The 19,685-nt window shown below is 74.1% G+C and carries 17 protein-coding genes; 11 read left to right on the top strand and 6 right to left on the bottom strand.

What is annotated here, in order from left to right; genetic code table 11:
- Window positions 1-25: 25 nt before the first annotated feature.
- The 3 genes from E5082_RS19810 to E5082_RS19800 are packed head-to-tail and all read left to right on the top strand — an operon-like array spanning window position 26 to window position 2,392.
- Entirely contained in the window at window positions 26-667 is a 642-nt protein-coding gene (locus E5082_RS19810; protein ID WP_135792592.1) for a TetR/AcrR family transcriptional regulator, read from the top strand.
- A 40-nt stretch (window positions 668-707) separates the two neighbouring features.
- Window positions 708-1,421: an ArsR/SmtB family transcription factor gene (locus tag E5082_RS19805; RefSeq protein ID WP_135792591.1), complete on the top strand. Its 714-nt coding sequence runs from the start codon at window positions 708-710 to the stop codon at window positions 1,419-1,421.
- Between the two features lie 38 nt (window positions 1,422-1,459).
- Entirely contained in the window at window positions 1,460-2,392 is a 933-nt protein-coding gene (locus tag E5082_RS19800; protein ID WP_135792590.1) for a DMT family transporter, read from the top strand.
- 21 nt (window positions 2,393-2,413) lie between these two features.
- Here E5082_RS19800 and E5082_RS19795 read toward each other — a convergent pair whose 3' ends face one another.
- The 3 genes from E5082_RS19795 to E5082_RS19785 form a co-directional block, all read right to left on the bottom strand.
- The gene (locus E5082_RS19795; RefSeq protein WP_135792589.1) at window positions 2,414-3,496 is read right to left on the bottom strand and encodes a zinc-binding dehydrogenase; all 1,083 of its coding nucleotides are present in this window, start codon (window positions 3,494-3,496) and stop codon (window positions 2,414-2,416) included.
- Between the two features lie 87 nt (window positions 3,497-3,583).
- Window positions 3,584-5,842 (bottom strand): molybdopterin oxidoreductase family protein, encoded by a 2,259-nt coding sequence (locus E5082_RS19790; protein WP_135792588.1) that lies wholly within the window; start codon window positions 5,840-5,842, stop codon window positions 3,584-3,586.
- 90 nt (window positions 5,843-5,932) lie between these two features.
- Window positions 5,933-6,547, bottom strand: a complete 615-nt coding sequence (locus E5082_RS19785) for a TetR/AcrR family transcriptional regulator (protein ID WP_135792851.1) — start codon at window positions 6,545-6,547, stop codon at window positions 5,933-5,935.
- 195 nt (window positions 6,548-6,742) lie between these two features.
- Here E5082_RS19785 and hmgA point away from each other — a divergent pair, with 195 nt between their 5' ends.
- From hmgA to E5082_RS19765, 4 genes are read left to right on the top strand one after another with little or no spacing between them, the layout of a single operon-like run.
- The gene (gene hmgA, locus E5082_RS19780) at window positions 6,743-8,092 is read left to right on the top strand and encodes a homogentisate 1,2-dioxygenase (protein ID WP_135792587.1); all 1,350 of its coding nucleotides are present in this window, start codon (window positions 6,743-6,745) and stop codon (window positions 8,090-8,092) included.
- A 60-nt stretch (window positions 8,093-8,152) separates the two neighbouring features.
- Window positions 8,153-8,902, top strand: a complete 750-nt coding sequence (locus tag E5082_RS19775) for a GntR family transcriptional regulator (RefSeq protein ID WP_135792586.1) — start codon at window positions 8,153-8,155, stop codon at window positions 8,900-8,902.
- 44 nt (window positions 8,903-8,946) lie between these two features.
- Window positions 8,947-10,083, top strand: coding sequence for a type ISP restriction/modification enzyme (locus tag E5082_RS19770; RefSeq protein WP_135792850.1), 1,137 nt, complete (start codon window positions 8,947-8,949; stop codon window positions 10,081-10,083).
- Between the two features lie 47 nt (window positions 10,084-10,130).
- The gene (locus E5082_RS19765; protein WP_135792849.1) at window positions 10,131-11,327 is read left to right on the top strand and encodes a CaiB/BaiF CoA transferase family protein; all 1,197 of its coding nucleotides are present in this window, start codon (window positions 10,131-10,133) and stop codon (window positions 11,325-11,327) included.
- 94 nt (window positions 11,328-11,421) lie between these two features.
- Here the strand turns inward: E5082_RS19765 and E5082_RS19760 are convergent, their stop codons facing one another.
- The 3 genes from E5082_RS19760 to E5082_RS19750 all read right to left on the bottom strand — a co-directional run bounded on the left by E5082_RS19760 (window position 11,422) and on the right by E5082_RS19750 (window position 13,219).
- On the bottom strand, window positions 11,422-11,691 hold the full coding sequence (locus E5082_RS19760; RefSeq protein ID WP_135792585.1) for a hypothetical protein: 270 nt from the start codon (window positions 11,689-11,691) through the stop codon (window positions 11,422-11,424).
- A 128-nt stretch (window positions 11,692-11,819) separates the two neighbouring features.
- Window positions 11,820-12,635, bottom strand: a complete 816-nt coding sequence (locus E5082_RS19755) for an anti-sigma factor (protein WP_135792584.1) — start codon at window positions 12,633-12,635, stop codon at window positions 11,820-11,822.
- The gene (locus tag E5082_RS19750; RefSeq protein ID WP_086690663.1) at window positions 12,632-13,219 is read right to left on the bottom strand and encodes a sigma-70 family RNA polymerase sigma factor; all 588 of its coding nucleotides are present in this window, start codon (window positions 13,217-13,219) and stop codon (window positions 12,632-12,634) included. Before E5082_RS19750 ends, E5082_RS19755 begins: the two co-directional genes overlap by 4 nt.
- Before the next feature lie 158 nt (window positions 13,220-13,377).
- Here E5082_RS19750 and E5082_RS19745 point away from each other — a divergent pair, with 158 nt between their 5' ends.
- From E5082_RS19745 to E5082_RS19730, 4 genes are all read left to right on the top strand, one after another.
- On the top strand, window positions 13,378-14,913 hold the full coding sequence (locus E5082_RS19745) for a DUF4331 domain-containing protein (protein WP_135792583.1): 1,536 nt from the start codon (window positions 13,378-13,380) through the stop codon (window positions 14,911-14,913).
- Between the two features lie 97 nt (window positions 14,914-15,010).
- Window positions 15,011-16,393 carry a tetratricopeptide repeat protein gene (locus E5082_RS19740; protein WP_190045355.1) on the top strand — a complete coding sequence of 461 codons (1,383 nt, stop codon included), beginning with the start codon at window positions 15,011-15,013 and terminating at the stop codon, window positions 16,391-16,393.
- On the top strand, window positions 16,390-18,036 hold the full coding sequence (locus tag E5082_RS19735; protein WP_135792582.1) for a HoxN/HupN/NixA family nickel/cobalt transporter: 1,647 nt from the start codon (window positions 16,390-16,392) through the stop codon (window positions 18,034-18,036). Before E5082_RS19740 ends, E5082_RS19735 begins: the two co-directional genes overlap by 4 nt.
- A 45-nt stretch (window positions 18,037-18,081) precedes the next feature.
- Window positions 18,082-19,620: a serine/threonine-protein kinase gene (locus E5082_RS19730; RefSeq protein WP_135792581.1), complete on the top strand. Its 1,539-nt coding sequence runs from the start codon at window positions 18,082-18,084 to the stop codon at window positions 19,618-19,620.
- Window positions 19,621-19,685 lie beyond the last annotated feature (65 nt).

Raw genomic sequence — 19,685 nt, 5'->3', positions numbered from 1 at the left:
TGCTCGCAGCCCTACTATGTGCGCCATGGCCCGACCGCGCAAGCCCCTTCTCAGCACCGACCGGATCGTCGCGACGGCACGGGCGCTCGTGGACGCGGAGGGGCTCCAGGCCGTCTCCACCCGGCGGCTCGCCGCCGAACTCGGGGTGAGCGGGCCCTCGCTCTACAACCACTTCCGCACCAAGGACGAGATCCTGGAGGCGGTCGCGGACTCGGTGAGCGCGCAGGTCGACCTGTCGATGTTCGAGGACGGGCGGGACTGGCGGACCGCGCTGCACGACTGGGCCGTCTCCTACCGCTCCGCGCTGCGCGACCACCCCAACATCGTCCCGGTCCTCGCGCGCGGCCCCGGCCGCCGTCCGGCGGGGCTGCGGCTGGCGGACGCGGTGTACGGCGGGATGGTCGACGCGGGCTGGTCCCCGGCGCAGGCGACCTCGATCGGCGCGCTGATGCGGTACTTCGTCATGGGCTCCGCGCTCAGCTCCTTCGCGGGCGGTTTCGTGGACGACGCGAGCGCCTACGACCCCGCCGACTATCCCCACCTCGGGCAGGCCCACCTCCTCGCCGAGCAGCAGGAGAAGATCGACGAGCGGGCCTTCGAGGTGGGGCTCGCGGCGCTGCTGGCCGGCCTGGAGGCGCAGTACGGGGAGCCGGAGTCCCGGCCATGATTCGGTGGGCGCCGAAGCGTCCGTCCCGCATGCTGTGCACATGACCGCCAGCGAACCGTGCGCCACCGCCCTCGCCTCGCTCGCCGCGCTGCTCGCCGACGAGACGCGGGCCGGCTGTCTGCTGGCCCTGCTGGACGGGCGCGCGTGGACCGCCGGAGAACTCGCCCGGCACGTCCGGGTCGCGCCCTCGACACTCACCGAGCATCTGAACCGGCTGGTCGCGGGCGGCCTGCTGGCGACGGAACGCCAGGGGCGACACCGCTACGTCCGGCTGGCCGACCCGCGCGCCGCGCAGCTCGTCGAGGATCTGGCGGCGCATCTGCCGCAGGACGTGATGGCCGCCGTCCCGCGCACGCTGCGGGAGGTCCGTACCCAGTCCGCCCTGGCACGCGGGCGCACCTGCTACGACCATCTCGCCGGCCGGCTGGGCATCGCGGTCACCGACGCGCTGACCTCGCGCGGGCTGCTGCGCCAGGACACCGGCTTCGCGCTGACCGACGAGGGTCTCGCCTGGTTCGGCGACGCGGGCATCACCGTCGACCGCTCCACCCGCCGACCGCTGGCCCGCTCCTGCCTGGACTGGACGGAGCGGCGCCCGCATCTCGGGGGCGCGGCGGGCGCGGCGCTGTGCCGGCACGCGCTGGACACCGGGTGGTGCGCCCGCGTGGGCTCGGGGCGCGCGGTGCGGGTGACGCCGGAGGGGGCGCGTGCGCTGGCGGAGCTGCTGGGCGTCGACGAGCGGGCGCTGGTCTGAGACCGCCTGCCTTTCCACCGAATCGATCGAGGAGTCCGATGGACCTCAGTCCGCGTCATCGTCTGCTGCCCGCGGCCGCGGCCGTGGTCACCGTGCTGCTGTGGGCGTCCGCCTTCGTGGTGATCCGCACCGCCGGTGACGCCTACTCGCCGGGCGCGCTCGCGCTCGGCCGGCTGCTCGCGGGCGGCCTCACCCTGGCCGTGCTGTGCGCGATACGGCGGGAGGGATGGCCGCCGCGCGGAGCCTGGCCCGGCATCCTGGTCTCCGGGGTGCTCTGGTTCGGCTTCTACATGGTGGCCCTGAACTGGGGCGAGCAGCGCGTGGACGCCGGTACGGCCGCCCTGGTGGTGAACGTCGGCCCGCTGCTGATCGCCCTGTTCGCCGCCCGGTTCCTCGGCGACCCGATGCCGCCCCGGCTGCTGGCGGGGATGGCGGTGTCCTTCACCGGCGCGGTGATCGTGGGCCTGTCGATGTCGGCCGGGGGCGGCGGCTCCTCGGTGCTCGGGGTGGTGGCCTGCCTCCTCGCGGCGGTCGCCTACGCGGCCGGAGTGGTCGCGCAGAAGCCCGCGGTGGCCCGTGCGAGCGCCCTCCAGGTGACCACGTTCGGCTGCCTGATCGGCGCGGCGGCCTGCCTGCCCTTCACCGGCCAACTGGTCTCCGAGGCGTCCCGCGCCCCGCTGCCGGCCACGCTGGGCATGGTCTACCTCGGCGTCTTCCCCACCGCACTGGCCTTCACCGCGTGGGCGTACGCCCTGGCCCGCACGAGCGCCGCCAAACTGGGCGCGACGACGTACGCCGTCCCGGCACTGGTGGTCCTGATGTCGTGGCTGGCCCTGGGCGAGGTGCCGGGGCCGGTGCTGCTGGGCGGCGGCCTGCTGTGCCTGGCGGGGGTGGCGGTGGCCCGCTCGCGGGGGCGTACGGCGCCCGCGCAGGTGGCGGACGCGGCACCCAGCCCGGACCGGGTGCGCTGAGCCCCCAGGGGGTGTCTCCCCCTAGAACACCACCAGCGCTCGCCCTCCCCGGCCCGCCAGCATGTCCTCGAAAGCTGTCGGGATGTCCTTCAGGGTGATGTGTTCCGTCACCAGGGCCGAAAGGTCCAGGCGGCCTTCACGGATGTGGGTGGCGATGGCCGGGAGGTCGCGGGCGGGGTCGGAGTTGCCGTAGACGCAGCCGGTGAGGGTGCGGCCCCAGTGGAAGATCTCCAGGGCGTTGAAGGTGACCTGCTCGTCCTTGCCGCCGATGCCGACGACCGTGGTGCGGCCGCCCCGGCGGGTGGATTCCCAGGCGGCACGGATGCTCTGGGCCCGGCCCGCGCACTCCACGGCGACGTCGACGCCCTGCTTGTCGGTGAGGGCGCGGACGGCGCGCGGGGTCTGCTCGTCGGCGAGGACGAAGTCGGTGGCGCCGCAGGCGCGGGCCAGCTCCTCCTTCCGCGGCGAGACGTCCACGGCGACGATCCGGGCCGCGCCCGCGATCCGGGCAGCCTGGAGGGTGGCGAGGCCGACCCCGCCGACGCCGAAGACGGCGACCGTCTCGCCGGGCTGGACCCGCGCCGAGTGGTGGACGGCGCCGTACCCGGTGAGGACGGCGCAGCCGAGCAGGGCCGCGTCGGTGAGCGGAACCCCCTCGGGCAGCGGCAGCGCGCAGGCGGCCGGTACGACGGTCTCCTCGGCGAACGCGCCCACGTTGAGGCCGGGATGGAGTTCGGTGCCGTCGGCCGTACGGGCGTGGACCCGGGCGGCGCCCTCCAGGGCGTGCCCGCACAGCCAGACCTCACCCCGCGCACAGGCCGGGCAGCCTCCGCACGCGGGAGCCCAGTTGAGCACCACCGGCGTACCGGGTACGAGCCCCGCCACCCCCTCCCCCACGGCGGTCACGGTGCCCGCGCCCTCGTGGCCGAGCACCGCCGGTACCGGCACCCGCATGGTGCCGTTGGACAGCGACAGGTCGGAGTGGCAGACCCCGGCGGCGGCCAGGCGCACCCGCACCTGGCCGGGCCCCGGCTCGGGCAGTTCGATCCCGGTGATCTCCAGCGGTGCCCCGACGGCGGGCAGGACGGCGGCTCGTACGGTCATCGCGCGCGGTCTCCTCGGAAGCTGGGGCGACGGTGGCCCGGAGGTACCCGGCGGACGCGTGCCCGCCGGCGCACCAAACTAGCGGCGTTAGTTTTCCGGCGCCAGGGCTGCCGGGACGCCGGCGGGGCCGACCCGGACCGGGATGCCGTTGAGGACGGCGTTGCCGGACAGGGGATCGAGGAGGGTGCCGTCGAGGAGCTGGTTGACGTTGACGCCTGGTTCGCGGCCGGCGTGGCCCAGCCGGGTACCGGGACGGTTGTGACCCCAGCCGTGCGGGAGGCTGACCACGCCGGGCCGGATGGCGTCGGTGACCTCGGCGGGCGCGGTCACCTCTCCCCCGGCGCCCTTGATGCGCACCGGTTCGCCGTCGCGCACACCGAGGCGCTCGGCGTCCTCGGGGTGGAGGTGCAGGGTGCAGCGGTTGGTGCCGCCGGTGAGGGCGGGCACGTTGTGCAGCCAGCTGTTGTTGGAGCGCAGATGGCGGCGGCCGACGAGGACGAGCCCGGTGGGCCGCTCACGCAGGGCCTCGCGCAGCCGGGGCAGGTCGGCGGCGAGGGGCGCGGGCAGCAGCTCGATCCTGCCGCTGGGTGTCTTCAGCGGCTGCGGCAGGCGCGGGCGGAGCGGGCCGAGGTCGATGCCGTGCGGGTGGTCGAGCAGCCGGGCGAGGGTGAGCCCGTCGGGGCGGGCGCCGAAGCCGTCGCCGTAGGGGCCGAGGCGCAGCATCAGGTCGAGGCGGCGCTCGGGTCCGTCGGCGCCGGTGAGCAGGGCGGCCAGCTCGCGCGGGTCGCGGCCGTGGACCGGGGAGTGGGGTTCCTGGACGGCCTTGCCGAGGGTCTGGTCGATCACCATGGTGTCGACGGCTGCCGGGTCCGCGCCGTGCATGCCGCTCGCGGCGAGGATCAGCCGGGCGAGTATCTCGGTCTCGGCCATCCGGCCGGGCTCCAGCGGGACGGCGGGCCGGGTGTAGCGGACCTGGTTGCGGACGGCCAGGGTGTTGAAGGCGAAGTCGTGGTGCGGGCTCTGCGCGGGCGGCGGCGGGGGCAGGACGACGTGCGCGTGGCGGGAGGTCTCGTTGAGGTAGGGGTCGACGCTGACCATGAAGTCCAGCGAGCCCAGGGCCTTGTCGAGCCGGTTGCCGTCGGGCGCGGACAGCACCGGGTTGGCGGCGATCACGATCAGCGCGCGCAGGGGCTCGCCCTCGGGGGTGGCGGTGTCGATCTCCTCGGCGAGCGCGGAGAGCGGCAACTCCCCCTTGGCCTCGGGCAGTCGCCGTACGCGGGAGTGCCAGCGGCCGAGGGAGAAGCCCCGGCCGGGGCCCGCCGGACGGGGGGTGCGGTCGGTGGCGGCCTGGGGGAAGAGGGCGCCACCGGGGCGGTCGAGGTTGCCGGTGAGGGTGTTGAGCACGTCGACCAGCCAGCTCGCCAGGGTGCCGTGCGGGACGGTGCAGCTGCCGATGCGGGCGTACACGGCGGCGGTGGGGGCGGCGGCGAGTTCACGGGCGAGGGCGCGGATGGTGTCCGGGTCGACGTCACAGGCTCCGGCGACGGCCTCGGGGGTGAAGTCCTCGATCGCTTCGCGGAGTTCGGAGAGCCCGTCGACGTGCGGCGCGAGGTCCCCGAGGTCGACGAGTCCCTCCTCGAACAGCACGTTGGTCATCGCGGCGAGGAGCAGGGCGTCGGCGCCGGGCCGGATGGCGAGGTGCCGGTCGGCCAGTTTGGCGGTGCGGGTGCGGCGGGGGTCCACCACGGTGAGGCGTCCGCCGCGCGCCTTGAGCGCCTTCAGCTTGCCGGGGAAGTCGGGCGCGGTGCACAGACTGCCGTTGGACTCCAGCGGGTTGGCGCCGATCAGCAGGAGGTGGTCGGTGTGGTCCAGGTCGGGCACCGGGATGGCGTTGGCGTCGCCGAACAGCAGGCCGCTGGAGACGTGCTTGGGCATCTGGTCGACCGTGGAGGCGGTGAACAGGGAGCGGGTGCGGACCGCGCCGAGCAGCACGGTCGGGTAGAGGGCACCGGCCATGGTGTGCACGTTGGGGTTGCCGAGAACCACCCCGAGGGCGTCGGCGCCGTACCGCTCCACGACGGGACGCAGGCCGCGCGCCACGGCGTCGAACGCCTCCTCCCAACTGGCCTCGCGCAGCTCGCCGTTCTCGCGGACCAGCGGGGTGCGCAGCCGGTCGGGGTCGGCGTCCAGCGCGCCGAAGGAGGCGCCCTTGGGGCAGATGAAGCCCTTGCTGAACACGTCGTCCCGGTCACCCCGGGCGGCGGTGACGCGGGTGCCCTCGATGGTGAGGGTCAGGCCGCAGGTGGCCTCGCACAGGGGGCAGATTCGCAGGGCGGTGCGGGGCACGGGTCCTCCCGGAGGGTCGACGGCACGGCCGTACCGGCTCGGGCGAGCATACCGACCGGTAGGCATGGTGGGGAGCCCTGTGGGCCGGTTTCAGTCGAGTACGCGGCCCAGATAGGCCCGCAGCAGCTCCCGCGTCTCGTGGATGATCGCCGGGTCGCCGTCCGGGTCGGTGCTGAAGGCGAGCTGGATGAGGGTGTCCGCGCTCTCCACGGCCACCAGCAGGACGCGGCGCAGGTCGTCGTCGGGGGTGCGGCCGAGATAGCCGGCGATGAGTCCCCCCAGCCGGTCGGCGACGCGGGTGTTGGGCGCGGCGCCGCGGGTGCCGACCGGTATCTGGTTGCCGAAGTCCACCAGGGCGAAGCCGGGCGCGGTGCGCTTCATACCGAGGTACTCGTCCAGGACGACGTCCATCGCGGCCCGCCAGTCGCCGGGCGGCGCCTCCTTCAGCCGGGTGGTGACGTGCTCGGTGTAGTGGCGCAGGTTGCGCTGGGCGAGGGCGTCGGCCATCTGCCGCTTGTTGCCGAAGAAGCGGTACACCGAGCCGATGGGCACCCCGGCCCGCTCCGCGACCGCGCGGGTGGTCAGGGCGTCGTAGCCGACCTCGTCCAGGAGGGCGGCGCAGGCGTCGAGGATTCTGGTCAGCCGTTCGGCGCTGCGCCGCTGAACGGGGGCGCGGCGGAGGGATGTCACATGGGGCACGGCCACATGATGCCTCGCCACGGGCAGGCCGAGAAGGGCGGGGAGTCCTCGCACGTCCCCCTACGTCCTGCGTACGTCCTCCGGGCGGCCGGTTCTCGCGCCCCGGCCGGGTGAAGGGCGCGTCCGCCTCTTGCGCACACCCCCCGGCATTCCTACGGTGCTCCATAGGAATGCCGGAGAAGCGTGCGCAAGGGAGCGATCATGACCGATGGGGGTACCTCCCGCGCGAGCGGGTTCGAGCGTGGGGGAGCGCGGAAGACCGCCGAGGCACTGGCGTACCTGACCGGGTTCGGCAACGAACACTCCTCCGAGGCGGTGCCCGGCGCCCTGCCCGAGGGCCGCAACTCACCGCAGCGCGCACCGCTCGGGCTGTACGCGGAACAGCTCAGCGGGACGGCGTTCACCGAGCCCCGCGCCCACAACCGCCGCTCCTGGCTCTACCGCATCCGGCCCTCGGCCGCGCACCCCGCCTTCACCCGCACCGCCAACGGCGCGATCCGCACCGCCCCCTTCACCGAGACCGTGCCCGACCCCAACCGGCTGCGCTGGAGCCCGCTGCCCGAGCCACTGCCGGGCACCGACTTCCTGGCCGGCCTGTGGACGCTGGGCGGCAACGGCGACGCGACCCAGCGCAGCGGCATGGCCGTGCACCTGTATCACGCCAACTCCTCGATGGAGCGCGTGTTCTCGGACGCCGACGGGGAGCTGCTGCTCGTCCCCGAGCGGGGCGGACTGCTGCTGCACACGGAGTTCGGCCGCCTCCATGTGGAGCCCGCACAGGTGGCCCTCATCCCCCGTGGGGTCCGGTTCCGTGTGGAGCTGCTGGACGACTCGGCACGGGGTTATGTGTGCGAGAACTATGGCGCGCCCTTCCGGCTCCCCGACCTGGGCCCCATCGGCGCCAACGGCCTGGCCAACGCGCGCGACTTCCGGGCGCCGGTCGCCGCGTACGAGGACGTCGAGGGCCCGGTGGAGGTGGTCAACAAGTTCTGCGGCAACCTCTGGACGGCGACCTACGACCACTCCCCGCTCGACGTGGTCGCCTGGCACGGCAACTATGTGCCCTACGCCTATGACCTGCGCCGGTTCAATGTGATGGGCACCATCTCCTACGACCACCCGGACCCGTCCATCTTCACGGTCCTGACCTCCCCCTCGGACACTCCGGGTCTGGCGGGCGCCGACTTCGTGGTGTTCGCCCCGCGCTGGCTGGTCGGCGAGGACACGTTCCGGCCGCCGTACTTCCACCGGAACGTGATGAGCGAGTACATGGGCCTGATCGAGGGCGCCTACGACGCCAAGGCGGAGGGGTTCGTGCCCGGCGGGGGCTCGCTGCACAACATGATGTCGGCGCACGGCCCGGACCGGGAGACCTTCGACCGGGCGAGCGCGGCCGAGCTGCGCCCGCAGCGGATCGACGACGGGCTGGCCTTCATGTTCGAGACCCGCTGGCCGATCGCCCTCACCCCGGAGGCGGCCCGGGCGGACCACCTCCAGCGGGGCTACGACGACGTGTGGCGCGGACTGGAGCCGCACTTCCGCACCTCGTGACAACTCCCATGTGCGACCGCTCCGTTGCGCCGACCGGTCCGGACAGGTACGGATAGCCGAGTGACCTCTTTCGCCCCGGACTCGATCGTCCTGAACCGCAAGCTGCCGCTCTGGTACCAGGTGTCGCAGTCGCTGCGGGCCTCCATCCTGGGCCGCTCCCCCGAGGACCCGCTGCGGCTGCCCACCGAGGAGCGGCTGGCCGGGCACTACGGAGTGAGCGTGCTGACGATGCGGCAGGCGCTGAAGGAGCTGGAGGACGAGGGGCTGATCAGCCGGCACCGGCGGCGCGGCACCTTCATCGAGCCGGGGGCACGGCGCGGGGCGCCGGTCAGGCTGCTGGGCTCGGTGGACGCGATCGTGGCCCAGCAGTCCGGGATGACGGCCGAACTGCTGGACGTGGCGCGGGTTCCGGTGCCGCCCCTGTGGGCGGAGCACTTCCCGGACCTCGCCGAGGTGGCGGTCTACCACCGGCTGCGCGGGGACGCGAAGACCGGCGAGCCGACCAACCACGCCGTCAACCATGTGCGCCCGGAACTGGCCGACCGGGTCGACCCGGCCGATCTGGCCCGCTGGCCGATGACCAAGGTGCTGCGGGACGTGGTGGGCGCCGACATCAGCCGGATCACCGACACGGTGGAGGCCCGGCTCGCCGACCCGGAGACCGCCCGCCTGCTGGAGGTACCGCTGCTGAGCCCGATCCTGCACTACACGGGGGTCACCTACGACTCCGCGGGGCGGGTGCTGGACGTGGCCGTCATCCACTACCGGGGCGACCGCTTCTCCTTCACCGTCACCCTGGAGGCGACCTGAGCGCCGCCCCCGTTCCCGTACCCCGTGCGGGCCGAGGCCGTAGCATTCCGGGCGTGACGTACGAGGACGCGCCGCCGCTGGCGGACCTCATGCCGTGGTCCGTCGCACCGCTGCGACCGGGCCGCGCCTGGCCGACGGCACCCGATCCGGCGTCCCTGAAGGCCCGCTGGACTGCTCTGCTGGCGGCGGAGGGGGCGGAGCGGGAGGCCCTGTTGGAGCCGACCCGGTCGCGCACCGTCAACTCGGCGGTGGCCCAGTTGCCCGGCCGGAACACGGGTACCGAGCGGCTGGCGCGGGCCTCGGGGCCGTGTCCGGAGCCGGTGCGGGTGCTGGCGGCGCCGTTCGACGAGCGCTGGCTGATCCCGGACCACCGGCTGATCGACCTCGCCCGCCCGGAGCTGTGGCGGGTGGCGGACGAGCACCAGGTGTTCGTGGTGGAGGCGGGCGCCGGGCTGCTGGCGACCTCGCTGCCGCCGACCCTCGCGACGGGGCGTATCCGCCCGCTGTACCGGCGTCCCGGCGGCGCCGAACCCAACCTGGTGCCGGGCCTGTTGGACGAGCTGGCCGCGCGGCTCGGCTCCCGGCCCACGGCGGCGGACGTGCTGGCGTGGACGCTGGCCGCCGTCCAGGCCGACCTCACCGTGCCGCTCACCGGGGACCGGGAGGTGTGGGCGCGGGGTGTGGAGGCGGGCCGGCGCGCGCTGTGGCTGATGCGCCGGGACGGGGAGCGCCCCAAGCTGCCCGGCGGCCGCCGCCCGTACGTCCGCGCGCCGCTGCCCCCGTACCCGCGCACCCTGCGCCACGACGCCGAGGACGAGACCCTGTACCTGGACGAGGGCCGGGTCTCCCCCGTCCCGCGCGCGGCCTGGGAGCACGAGGTGGCCGGGGTCCGCACGCTGGAGGCCTGGTTCGCGGCCCGTACGACCCCCGGCGAACCGGGCACCCTGGCCGCGATCGGCCCCCGCACCTGGCCCCAGAGCTGGACCTCGGAGCTGCTGGAGCTGATCACGGTGCTGACCCTCCTGACCGAACTCCCCGGCCCGGAGCCGGTGCCGGAGCCGATCACGGGAACCGATCTGCGCACGGCCGGAGTTCTCCCACCCGCGCCCCCGACCCGCCGCCCCGCCTCGGTGCTGGACCACCAGGAGGAGGGCCCGGAGGGGCAGTTCGCCCTGCTGTAGCAGAGTGCCGGGTGACAGCGGGGGCCCGCCGGGAGATCATCGCGGGCATGGACCTGCTGCCGCCGCCCCTGGAGGGCGTCACCGTCGTCGCCGTCGAACAGGCCGTGTCCGCGCCCTTCGCCACCCGTCAACTGGCCGATCTGGGCGCCCGGGTGATCAAGGTGGAGCGGGTCGACGGCGGTGACTTCGCGCGCGGCTACGACACCGCCGCCGAGGGCCTCGCCTCGCACTTCGTGTGGTGCAACCGGGGCAAGGAGTCCATCGCGCTGGACCTGAAGGACCGGCGCGGCCTGGACGTCGTACGGCGGCTGATCGCGGACGCGGACGTGTTCGTGCAGAACCTCGCGCACGGCGCGGCGGCCCGCCTCGGCCTGGACGCGGCCACCCTGTGCGCGGCCGACCCGCGCCTGATCGCCGTGGACATCTCGGGGTACGGCGGCTCGGGACCGTACGCGGACAAGCGGGCGTACGACATGCTCGTGCAGTGCGAGGCGGGGCTGGTGTCGGTCACCGGCACGCCCGAGCGGCCGGTGAAGGCGGGCATCCCGGCGGCGGACATCGCGGCGGCCATGTACGCCTTCTCCGGAGTGCTGGCCGCGCTGGTGCGGCGCGGCACGACCGGGCGGGGCGGTCCGGTGGAGGTGTCGATGCTGGAGGCGCTCGCCGAGTGGATGGGACACCCGCTGCACCACACGATGCACGGGGGCGAACCCCCGGCGCGCACCGGCCTGGCGCACGCCGTCATCGTGCCCTACGACTCCTATGCCACCGCCGACGGCGGCCGGGTGCTGCTGTCGGTGCAGAACGACCGGGAGTGGCGACGGCTGGCCGAACTGGTACTGGACAGACCGGAGTTGGCGCACGACCCGGCGTACGCCACCAACGCGGCGCGGGTGGCCGGGCGGGAGCGGACCGACGCGCTGGTCGCCGGGGCGCTGGGCAAGATGACGGCGGACGAGGCGCTGGCGCGGCTGGAGGCGGCGGGGATCGCCTGTGCGCGGATCAGGGATCTGGCGGAGCTGGCCGAACATCCGCAGCTCGCGGCGCGGGAGCGGTGGCGGCGGGTGGGTTCGCCGGTGGGGCCGCTGCGCGCGCTGCTGCCGCCCATCACGCTGCCGGGCGGCGCGGAGACGCGGCTGGGGGACGTGCCCGCGCTCGGCCGGCACACCGACGCGCTGCTCCGTGCCGTGGGGATGACGGACGACGAGATCGCGGCGTTGCGCCGGGACGGTGTGGCGGCCTGAGCGCGGGGTGACACGCGGAACTGCGGGGCGGGCGCCTGTTCGGCGGGGCCGGGCCGGAACCGGGCGGGACTCCGGGGAGTCCGCTCGGTACGGCTCAGTGGCTGCCGAAGAGCGACCGGCGCAGCCGGCGCAAGGGGGCGAAGAGAGAGACCCGGCTGACGCGGACGCGCCGGTCGCTGCGCTGACGCACGGTGTCCCGCGCGGTCAGCTCACGCATGAGCGACGTCGCCTCGACCGTCTTCTGCCGCGGTATGGCGGGTCCGCCGAGCACCGCGAGGTGGCGGTCCAGACGCCTGCTGGTCGCACCACTGCCGCAGGTGATCGCAGGGACCCTGGCCCTGCTGCGCATTGCTATCTGCTCCATGTCACTCCCCACCCGTACGAATCCACCCGGCCCACGGGCAGAGTAACCCTATCGTCCCCATAGGGCATGCGTGTATCTCGGCCACGGGATTCACCTTCCCCACAAGGCGGTTGATCATCCCTAGTTGACTACTCTCCGAATCCGACTGATTTCAGGGTGAGTTGGACAACGGGCTGGCCAGTGGGGTGTGCGGAACCGCCGTTCGGCTCGACGGTCACCGCGAGTGACACCGCGGACTTCTCGAGCCCCTTCACCGCCAAGGGCGTGTCGCCGCTGAGAAGGCCGAGAGACCGGGGCCCGGCGCCGGGGCGCGTGAGCCAGAGCTGATGCACGCGGCCGCGGGAGGGGCTGCCGTATCCGCTCAGCGTGACGACGGCGCGGCCCTCGGACGGCGAGGCGACGACGGCGAGCGCGCGGCCGTGTCCGTCGGTGCCGGCCGTGGCGCGGGCGTCGGGAGCGGCCAGGACGTGGGCGATGTCACGTGCCCGCGCCCGCTCGGCGGCGAGCCGTCCCTCGGTGCGGTGCGTCTGGACGGCGAAGAGCGAGGCGATGACCAGGGCGGCGGCGGCCGTCACGGTGGCGAACGGCACGAACAGCGGGCGCGGCCCGGCCCGCCGGGCGCGGGCGGGTGGTGGCTGGACTCCCCATACGTGTGGCGGCAGTTGGGCGGTGCGCGGCCGGCCGGCCGGTGCCGGTTCCTGCGGGGTGGTGCGTACGGCGGCCAGGACGCGTTCGCGCAGGGCGGCCGGGGCGGGGGCGGCGGTGGACCAGGCCAGCCGGACGGCGTCCTCGGACAGTTCGCGGACCTCTGCCGTGCAGCGGCCGCAGCCCGCGAGGTGCTTCCCGAACCGGCGCCGCTCGGCGGGGTCGAGGGCGTCCAGGGCGTAGGGGGCGGCCAGCGAGTGCGGGTCCTCGCGGCGCAGAAGACGGGTGAAGACGCTCACGCGGCACCTCCGAGGCAGCCGCGCAGCCGGTTCAGGCCGTCGCGCATCCGGGTCTTGACGGTGCCGAGCGGCAGGGAGAGCCGTTCGGCGACCTCGCGGTAGGTGTAGCCGTCGTAGTAGGCGAGGGTGACGGACTGGCGCTGGAGGTCGGTCAGCCGTCTCAGACAGCGGCGCACCCACTCCCGTTCCAGTCCGGCCTCGACCTCCTCGGTGACGTGGTCGAAGGCGGGTTCCCCGGCGCGCAGGGCCTCGCGCTGCTCGCGTTCGCCGGCCGCGCGGGCGCTGCGCACCCGGTCGACGGCCCGGCGGTGGGCGAGGGTGAGTATCCAGGACAGGGCGCTCCCGCGTGCCGGGTCGAACCGGGCCGCGGAGCGCCAGAGTTCGAGCAGCACCTCCTGGACGACCTCCTCGGACTGGGCGGGGTCGCGCACGACCCGCCGCACCAGTCCGAACACCGGCCCGGAGATCAGGCCGTACAGCTCCTCGAACGCCTGGTGGTCGCCGCCCGCCACGCGCACCAGCAGTACCTCCGCACCCTCACCCCGGCCGTGGCCGCACCCGGCCGTGCCGGTGACCCCTCGCATCCGCACGAACGCACACCTCCGGCGGTTGATACGGATCGGAGAGCCGAAAACGCGGGTCGGAAAAAAGGAAAAAGAAAGTTCCGCTCCGGCCAATCCGCGGTCGCCGACCGCTCCGTATACCCGTCCGTCAAGCAAGTCGGATTTCGAGGACGGACGGCATGACTCTCTTCGCCAGAAGCGGCACGGCACGCAAGGGCCTGGTCCCTCTCATCTGCGGCGCGCTCGCCGCCGGTGGGCTCGCGGCCGCCGGTGTCGCCACGCTGGAGCCGGGGGCGGCCTCCGCCTCCTCCCACCGGGAGGCCCCGCTGATCTCGGGCACCCCGCAGTACGACAACACCGACCTGTACGCGTTCGTCAGCCCCGACAAGCCGGACACGACGACGATCGTGGCCGACTGGATACCGTTCGAGGAGCCGGCGGGCGGCCCGAACTTCTACACCTTCGCCGACGACGCGCAGTACGACCTGCACATCGACAGCGACGGCGACGCCCAGGACGACCTCCTCTTCCGCTACACCTTCAAGACGCGGACGAAGAACGGGAAGACGTTCCTCTACAACACGGGCCCCGTCACCAGCCTGGACGACCCCGACCTCAACATCACCCAGACCTACGACCTCGACCTGGTCCGCATGAAGGGCGGCCACGCGATGTCCCGGACGAAGGTGGCGGACGACGTGCCGGTGGCACCGTCCAACGTGGGCAAGGCGTCCATGCCGGACTACGGCAAGCTCCGCTCCCAGGCGGTGTACAAGACGGCGGGCGGGGCGGCGACCTTCGCCGGGCAGGCGGACGACCCGTTCTTCCTGGACCTGCGCGTCTTCGACCTGCTGTACGGGGGCAACCTCAGCGAGGTCGGCCGGGACACCCTCAAGGGCTACAACGTCAACACGATCGCCCTCCAGGTCCCCAACGACCTGATCCGGCAGTCGGCGGACCAGCCGGTCGTCGGCATCTGGTCCACCACCCAGCGCCGCAACGCCCAGGGCTACTACAGCCAGGTCTCCCGCCTCGGCAACCCGCTGGTCAACGAGGTGGTCAACCCGCAGGCGGACAAGGACCGCTTCAACGCCTCCCAGCCCTCGCACGACGCCCAGTTCCTGAAGAACGTCACCAACCCGGAGCTGCCCAAGCTCATCGAGGGCATCTACAAGATCGACGCCCCGGCCGAGCCGCGCAACGACCTGGTCGACGTCTTCCTGAAGGGCGTCAAGGGCCTCAACCAGCCCCCGAACGTGCGTCCTTCGGAGCAGCTGCGGCTGAACACCTCGATCAAGCCGACCATGCACCCCAAGCGGCTCGGCGTGCTCGACGGTGACAACGCGGGCTTCCCCAACGGGCGCCGGCTCACCGACGACGTGATCGACGAGGCCCTCCAGGTCGTCGAGGGCGAACTCCTGGGCGCCAAGAACGACTTGGGCGACGCGGTGGACGCCAACGACAAGAAGTTCGAGAAGTCCTTCCCCTACGTCGCCCAGCCCACGGCGGGTTCACGGGGCGCGCTGGCCAAGGGCACGACCGCGGGCGCCGACGTCAAGAGCCAGCTCGGTGACGCCCTGAGTCCGGCCTCGGCAACGGGCGGCACCGGCAACACCGTGCTGATCGCCGGTTCGGCGGCGGCGGGCGCGGCCGGAATCCTGCTGCTCGGCACCGTCGTCGGCTGGTGGCGCCGCCGGATGCGCCGCGCGTACTGAGCCGCCCCCGAAAGCGACCGGCGCGGCCCGTACCTCTTCCCCCACGGCGGGCCGCGCCGGTCTTCCCGACCACCATCAGGCGAACCAGGAGAGGGCGATGGGCCCGCGTACGAGTAGTGACGAGCAGACCGACGGCACACCGGACGGCCGCGCTCCGGGCCGCCGGACGGCGTGGCGGGTGGCGTCCGCCGCCCTGCTGGCCGTCGCGCTGACCGGTGGCGCGGTCGCCTTCGGGGCCGCGCGGGACGGCGGGCGGGTCGCTCCGGCCGCCGCCTCCGCCGCGCTGGACCCCGGCGCGCTGGCGGGCGCCGACCCGGACGCGGCCGTAGCCGCGCTCCAGGCCCACCTGAAGGGGCAGCCGAAGGACCACGACGGCTGGGCCACCCTCGGCCTGGCCTATGTGGAACAGGCCCGCACCAAGGGCGACCCGGCCCGCTACCCGCAGGCCGAGGCCGCGCTCCGCCGCTCCCTCGCTCTGGCCCCCGGCAACGACAGGGCGGTGGCCGGACAGGCCGCTCTCGCCGCGGCCCGCCACGACTTCACCGGCGCCCTCGCCGACGCGGACCGCGTCCTGAAGCACAACCCCTACGACGAACGCGCCCTGTGCTCCCGCATCGACGCCCTGGTCGAACTCGGCCGGTACGCCGAGGCGGCACGCGCCGCCGACACCGCCGACGCCCGCAGGCCCGGCATCCCCGTCTTCACCCGGTACGCCTACGTGCACGAGCTGCGCGGCGACGTCACCACGGCCCGGCGCGTCCTCCAGCAGGCGCTCACCGGCGCGACCTCCCCCGGCGACATCGCCTACGTGGCCGCCCAGCTCGGCCAACTCGCCTGGAACCAGGGCGACTACAAGACCGCGCTCACCCAGTACGCCCGCGCCCTGGCCGCCGACGACACCTACCTCCCCGCGCTGGAGGGCCGGGCCCGCGCCCAGGCGGCGAGCGGGCAGCAGGCCGCCGCCGTCAAGGGGCTCGAGGCGGTCGTCGCCCGTGCCCCGCTGCCCACCTCGCTGGTCGCGCTCGGCGAGCTGTACGAGGCGCGCGGCGGCGCGGGTGACCGGGAGAAGGCACGCCGGCAGTACACGCTCGTCCAGGCGTGGATCGCGCTCGCCCGTGCCAACGGCGTCGACGCCGACCTCGACACCGCGCTGGCCGCCGCCGACCACGGCGACAAGGCGGCCGCCCTGCGCGCGGCGCGCGCCGAGTGGGCCCGCCGGCACACCGTCCACACGGCCGACGCCCTCGCCTGGGCGCTGCACGTCAACGGCCACGACACGGAGGCCCTCGCGCACGCCCGCGAGGCCACCGCCACCGGCTACCGCAACGCGTCCTTCCTCTACCACCGGGGCGTCGTCGAACTCGCCACCGGACACACGAAGGAGGGCCGGGCCTCCCTGGCGGCGGCGCTGAAGCTGAACCCCGGCTTCTCCCCGCTCGGTGCGGCCGAGGCCCGCAAGGCACTGGAGGCGGCCAAGTGAGACTCCGCCGTCCCCTCGCCGTCCTCGCGGGCGCCTGCGCCCTGCTGCTCGGCCTCGCCCCGGCGGCGGACGCGCATCCGCTGGGCAACTTCACCGTCAACCAGTACGACGGACTGGTCGCCGCTCCCGGCACGCTCCACGTCACCCATGTCGAGGACCTGGCGGAGATCCCCGCGACCCAGGCCAAGCCGGACCTGGCACGGCTCGGCACCGCCCGGTGGGCCGAGCTGCGCTGTGCCGAGGCGGCGCGGGGCAGCGAGGTCACCGTGGGCGGGCGCCGGATCACCCTCACGGTGTCGGCCGCGCGGGCCGAGCTGCGGCCGGGGCAGGCGGGGCTGGACACCCTGCGGCTTAAGTGCGCGGAGTCGGCCCCGCTGCCCGAGGGCGCGACAGTGAGCGTCGGCTTCCACAGCGCCGGGGTGTCGTCCGGGCCGGGGTGGCGGGAGATCACGGCGCGGGGCGACCGGATGACGCTGAGCCGGTCCGACGTGCCGCGGAAGTCGGTCTCGCGTGAACTCACCACCTACCCGGCCGGTTTGCTGTCCTCACCCGCCGACACCTCCACCGCCCGGCTCACGCTCCGGCCCGGTGGGGCCGCCCTCTCCCCGGAGCGGGACGCGCCGGGCGCCTCGGTGCTGCCGCGCGGCGCCGACCGCTGGACCCAGGCCCTCGGCGACCTGGTCGCCCGGCGCGACCTCACCCTCGGCTTCGCCACGCTCGCCCTGCTCATCGCGGTCGGCCTGGGCGCGGCCCACGCGCTCGCACCGGGGCACGGGAAGACGCTGATGGCCGCCGCCGCTGCCGCCCGGGGCGGCCGGGCCCGGCTGCGGGACGTGCTCCCGCTGGCCGCCTCGGTCACCGTCACCCACACCCTCGGGGTGGTCGCGCTGGGACTCCTGGTGACGGCCGGCTCCGCCGCGACACCCTCGGTGGTGGCGTGGCTGGGGGTGGCGAGCGGTGCGCTGGTACTCGGGGCGGGGGTGAACCTCGTACGGCGGGCCTGGCGGGGGCGGGTGGCTCAGGCGGGGCATACGCATGAGCACGTACCGGACGCCGGGGTGAAGGTGCGGGCGCTGGCGCTGGTGGGTGGGGGTGCTGGTGGGGCGACCCATGTGGGCACGCACCGTGGCTCGGAAGCACACACCCATACCCACGGCGGAGAGACCCATGGGGGCACACACCATGGCGCGGAAGCACACACCCACACCCACGGTGCAGAGACACATGTGGGCACACACCATGGCACGGAAGCACACACCCACACCCACGGCGGCCACACCCACTCCCACCCCACCGCCCCGACCCTCAAGGGCACCCTCCTCCTCGGCTTCGCCGGTGGCCTCGTCCCCAGCCCCTCCGCCGTGGTCGTCCTGGTGGGCGCCGCCGCCCTGGGCCAGGCATGGTTCGGCCTCCTCCTGGTCGTCGCGTACGGCATCGGCCTGGCCCTGACCCTGACCGCGGCCGGTTTCGCGGTGGTCAGGCTCGGCGCGGTCGCCGGACGCCTCCTGGACCGGAACCCCGCCCGTCACGCCCACCCCCTCACCGTCCTGCTCCGCCGCACGATCCCTCTGGCCTCCGCGCTGGCCGTGCTGGTGCTGGGCGCCGGATTGATGCTCAAGGGGGTCGCAAGCGCTGTCGGCTGAGTTACGTTTGGTCAGGATTCGCGAAACGTGCCGTGGGGGGAGCCCGTGTCAGAACAGCCGGGACGCGATCGGTTGATCGCCGGCCGTTACCGTCTGCTGTCCCCGCTGGGCGAGGGCGGCATGGGCACGGTGTGGCGCGCCCACGACGAGGTGCTGCGGCGTGAGGTGGCCGTCAAGGAGGTACGCGCCCCGGCCGGGCTGCCCGCCGGGGACGTGGAGCGGATGTACGCCCGCCTGGAGCGCGAGGCGTGGGCGGCGGCCCGGGTCGCCCACCCGAACGTGGTCACGGTGTACGACGTGGCGATGGAGGGCGGCCGCCCCTGGATCGTCATGGAGCTGGTGCGCGGCCGCTCGCTCGCCGACATCCTGGAGACGACCGGCCCGCTGTCCGTGACGGAGTCGGCCCGCGTCGGCGCCGAGGTGCTGGACGCGCTGCGCGCCGCGCACGAGGTCGGCGTACTGCACCGGGACGTGAAGCCGGCCAACGTGCTGCTGTCCGACGAGGGCCGGGTGGTGCTGACCGACTTCGGTATCGCCTCGGTCGAGGGCAGCTCGGCGCTGACCATGGCCGGAGAGGTGATCGGCTCGCCCGAATTCCTCTCCCCCGAGCGGGCGTTGGGCCGTACTCCGGGCCCCGGATCGGACCTGTGGTCGCTGGGTGTGCTGCTGTACGCGGCGGTGGAGGGCGGCTCCCCGTTCCGTCACGACACCCCGCTCTCCACCCTGCGCGCCGTGGTGGACGAGCCTCTGCCGCCCCCGCACCTCGCGGGCCCCCTCACTCCGGTCATCGAGGGCCTCCTCCGCAAGGACCCCGAGGAACGGCTGCCCGCCGAACAGGCCGCGCGCGACCTGCGACTGATCGCGGCCGGGGGTGCCCCCACGACCCGTGTCGCGTACGTACCGCCGCCCCCGCCGACCGTCCTGCTGCCGGAGGGCGAACCCGATCCGGGGCCGCCGGTGCGCGAGCGGCGGGCGGGCGTCGTCCTGGTCATCGGCGTGCTCGCCCTGGTCCTCGCGCTGGCCGGGCTGACGTATACCCTGCTGCAGCGGGACGACGGCGACCGGAACGAGGGCAAAAGCACCCCGGGCGCGACCGTGACGAAGACCGGCGAGCCCCGCTCCCCCACCCCGACCAGCCATGAGCCGTCACCCTCGAAGAGCAGCAGCGCCCCGCCGAGCAGCAGTGAGCCCGCGCAGTCGGTACGGGTGTCCCTGACCGGAACGCACACGCACTACCAGGGGAGTTGTCCGCCGCCGGAGGCCGGATCGCCGGTGTTCACCGCGACGTTCACCGTGGGGCGGCTGCCCGCCGAGGTGCGCTACCGGTGGAAGCTGAAGCACGGCTCGTTCGAGGGCGAGGAGTGGCGCACGCTGTCCTTCCCCGAGGGCGGGGAGCGGACGCGGCAGGCGCGGGTGACCGTGCGGACGAACGACGAGGACGGCACGTCGGAGAATGCCATCAGTGTGGAGGTGCGCGAGCCGGAGCGGGTCACGTCCGACGAGGTGCCGTTCACCGTGACGTGCGACGAGCCGACGGAGACCCCGTCGGACGGGGCCTCCGCTTCATCCTCCGGCACACCCTGATACTTCGCTCGTGCGAGTGACTTCCGTACGGCTCACTTTCACGGGGTCACCCTTGCGGGCCGCGT

It is taken from the genome of Streptomyces griseoluteus, from assembly GCF_004784465.1.
GTDB classification, from domain to species: domain Bacteria; phylum Actinomycetota; class Actinomycetes; order Streptomycetales; family Streptomycetaceae; genus Streptomyces; species Streptomyces griseoluteus.
This window is presented reverse-complemented; position numbering and strand designations above follow the sequence as displayed.

Coding starts and splice junctions, on each gene's coding strand:
- E5082_RS19740 (WP_190045355.1), top strand. CDS start 15,011: ATGGGCCCGCGTACGAGTAGTGACGAGCAGACCGACGGCACACCGGAC.
- hmgA (WP_135792587.1), top strand. CDS start 6,743: ATGACCGATGGGGGTACCTCCCGCGCGAGCGGGTTCGAGCGTGGGGGA.
- E5082_RS19760 (WP_135792585.1), bottom strand. CDS start 11,691: ATGGAGCAGATAGCAATGCGCAGCAGGGCCAGGGTCCCTGCGATCACC.
- E5082_RS19795 (WP_135792589.1), bottom strand. CDS start 3,496: ATGACCGTACGAGCCGCCGTCCTGCCCGCCGTCGGGGCACCGCTGGAG.
- E5082_RS19745 (WP_135792583.1), top strand. CDS start 13,378: ATGACTCTCTTCGCCAGAAGCGGCACGGCACGCAAGGGCCTGGTCCCT.
- E5082_RS19800 (WP_135792590.1), top strand. CDS start 1,460: ATGGACCTCAGTCCGCGTCATCGTCTGCTGCCCGCGGCCGCGGCCGTG.
- E5082_RS19810 (WP_135792592.1), top strand. CDS start 26: ATGGCCCGACCGCGCAAGCCCCTTCTCAGCACCGACCGGATCGTCGCG.
- E5082_RS19805 (WP_135792591.1), top strand. CDS start 708: ATGACCGCCAGCGAACCGTGCGCCACCGCCCTCGCCTCGCTCGCCGCG.
- E5082_RS19765 (WP_135792849.1), top strand. CDS start 10,131: ATGGACCTGCTGCCGCCGCCCCTGGAGGGCGTCACCGTCGTCGCCGTC.
- E5082_RS19750 (WP_086690663.1), bottom strand. CDS start 13,219: ATGCGAGGGGTCACCGGCACGGCCGGGTGCGGCCACGGCCGGGGTGAG.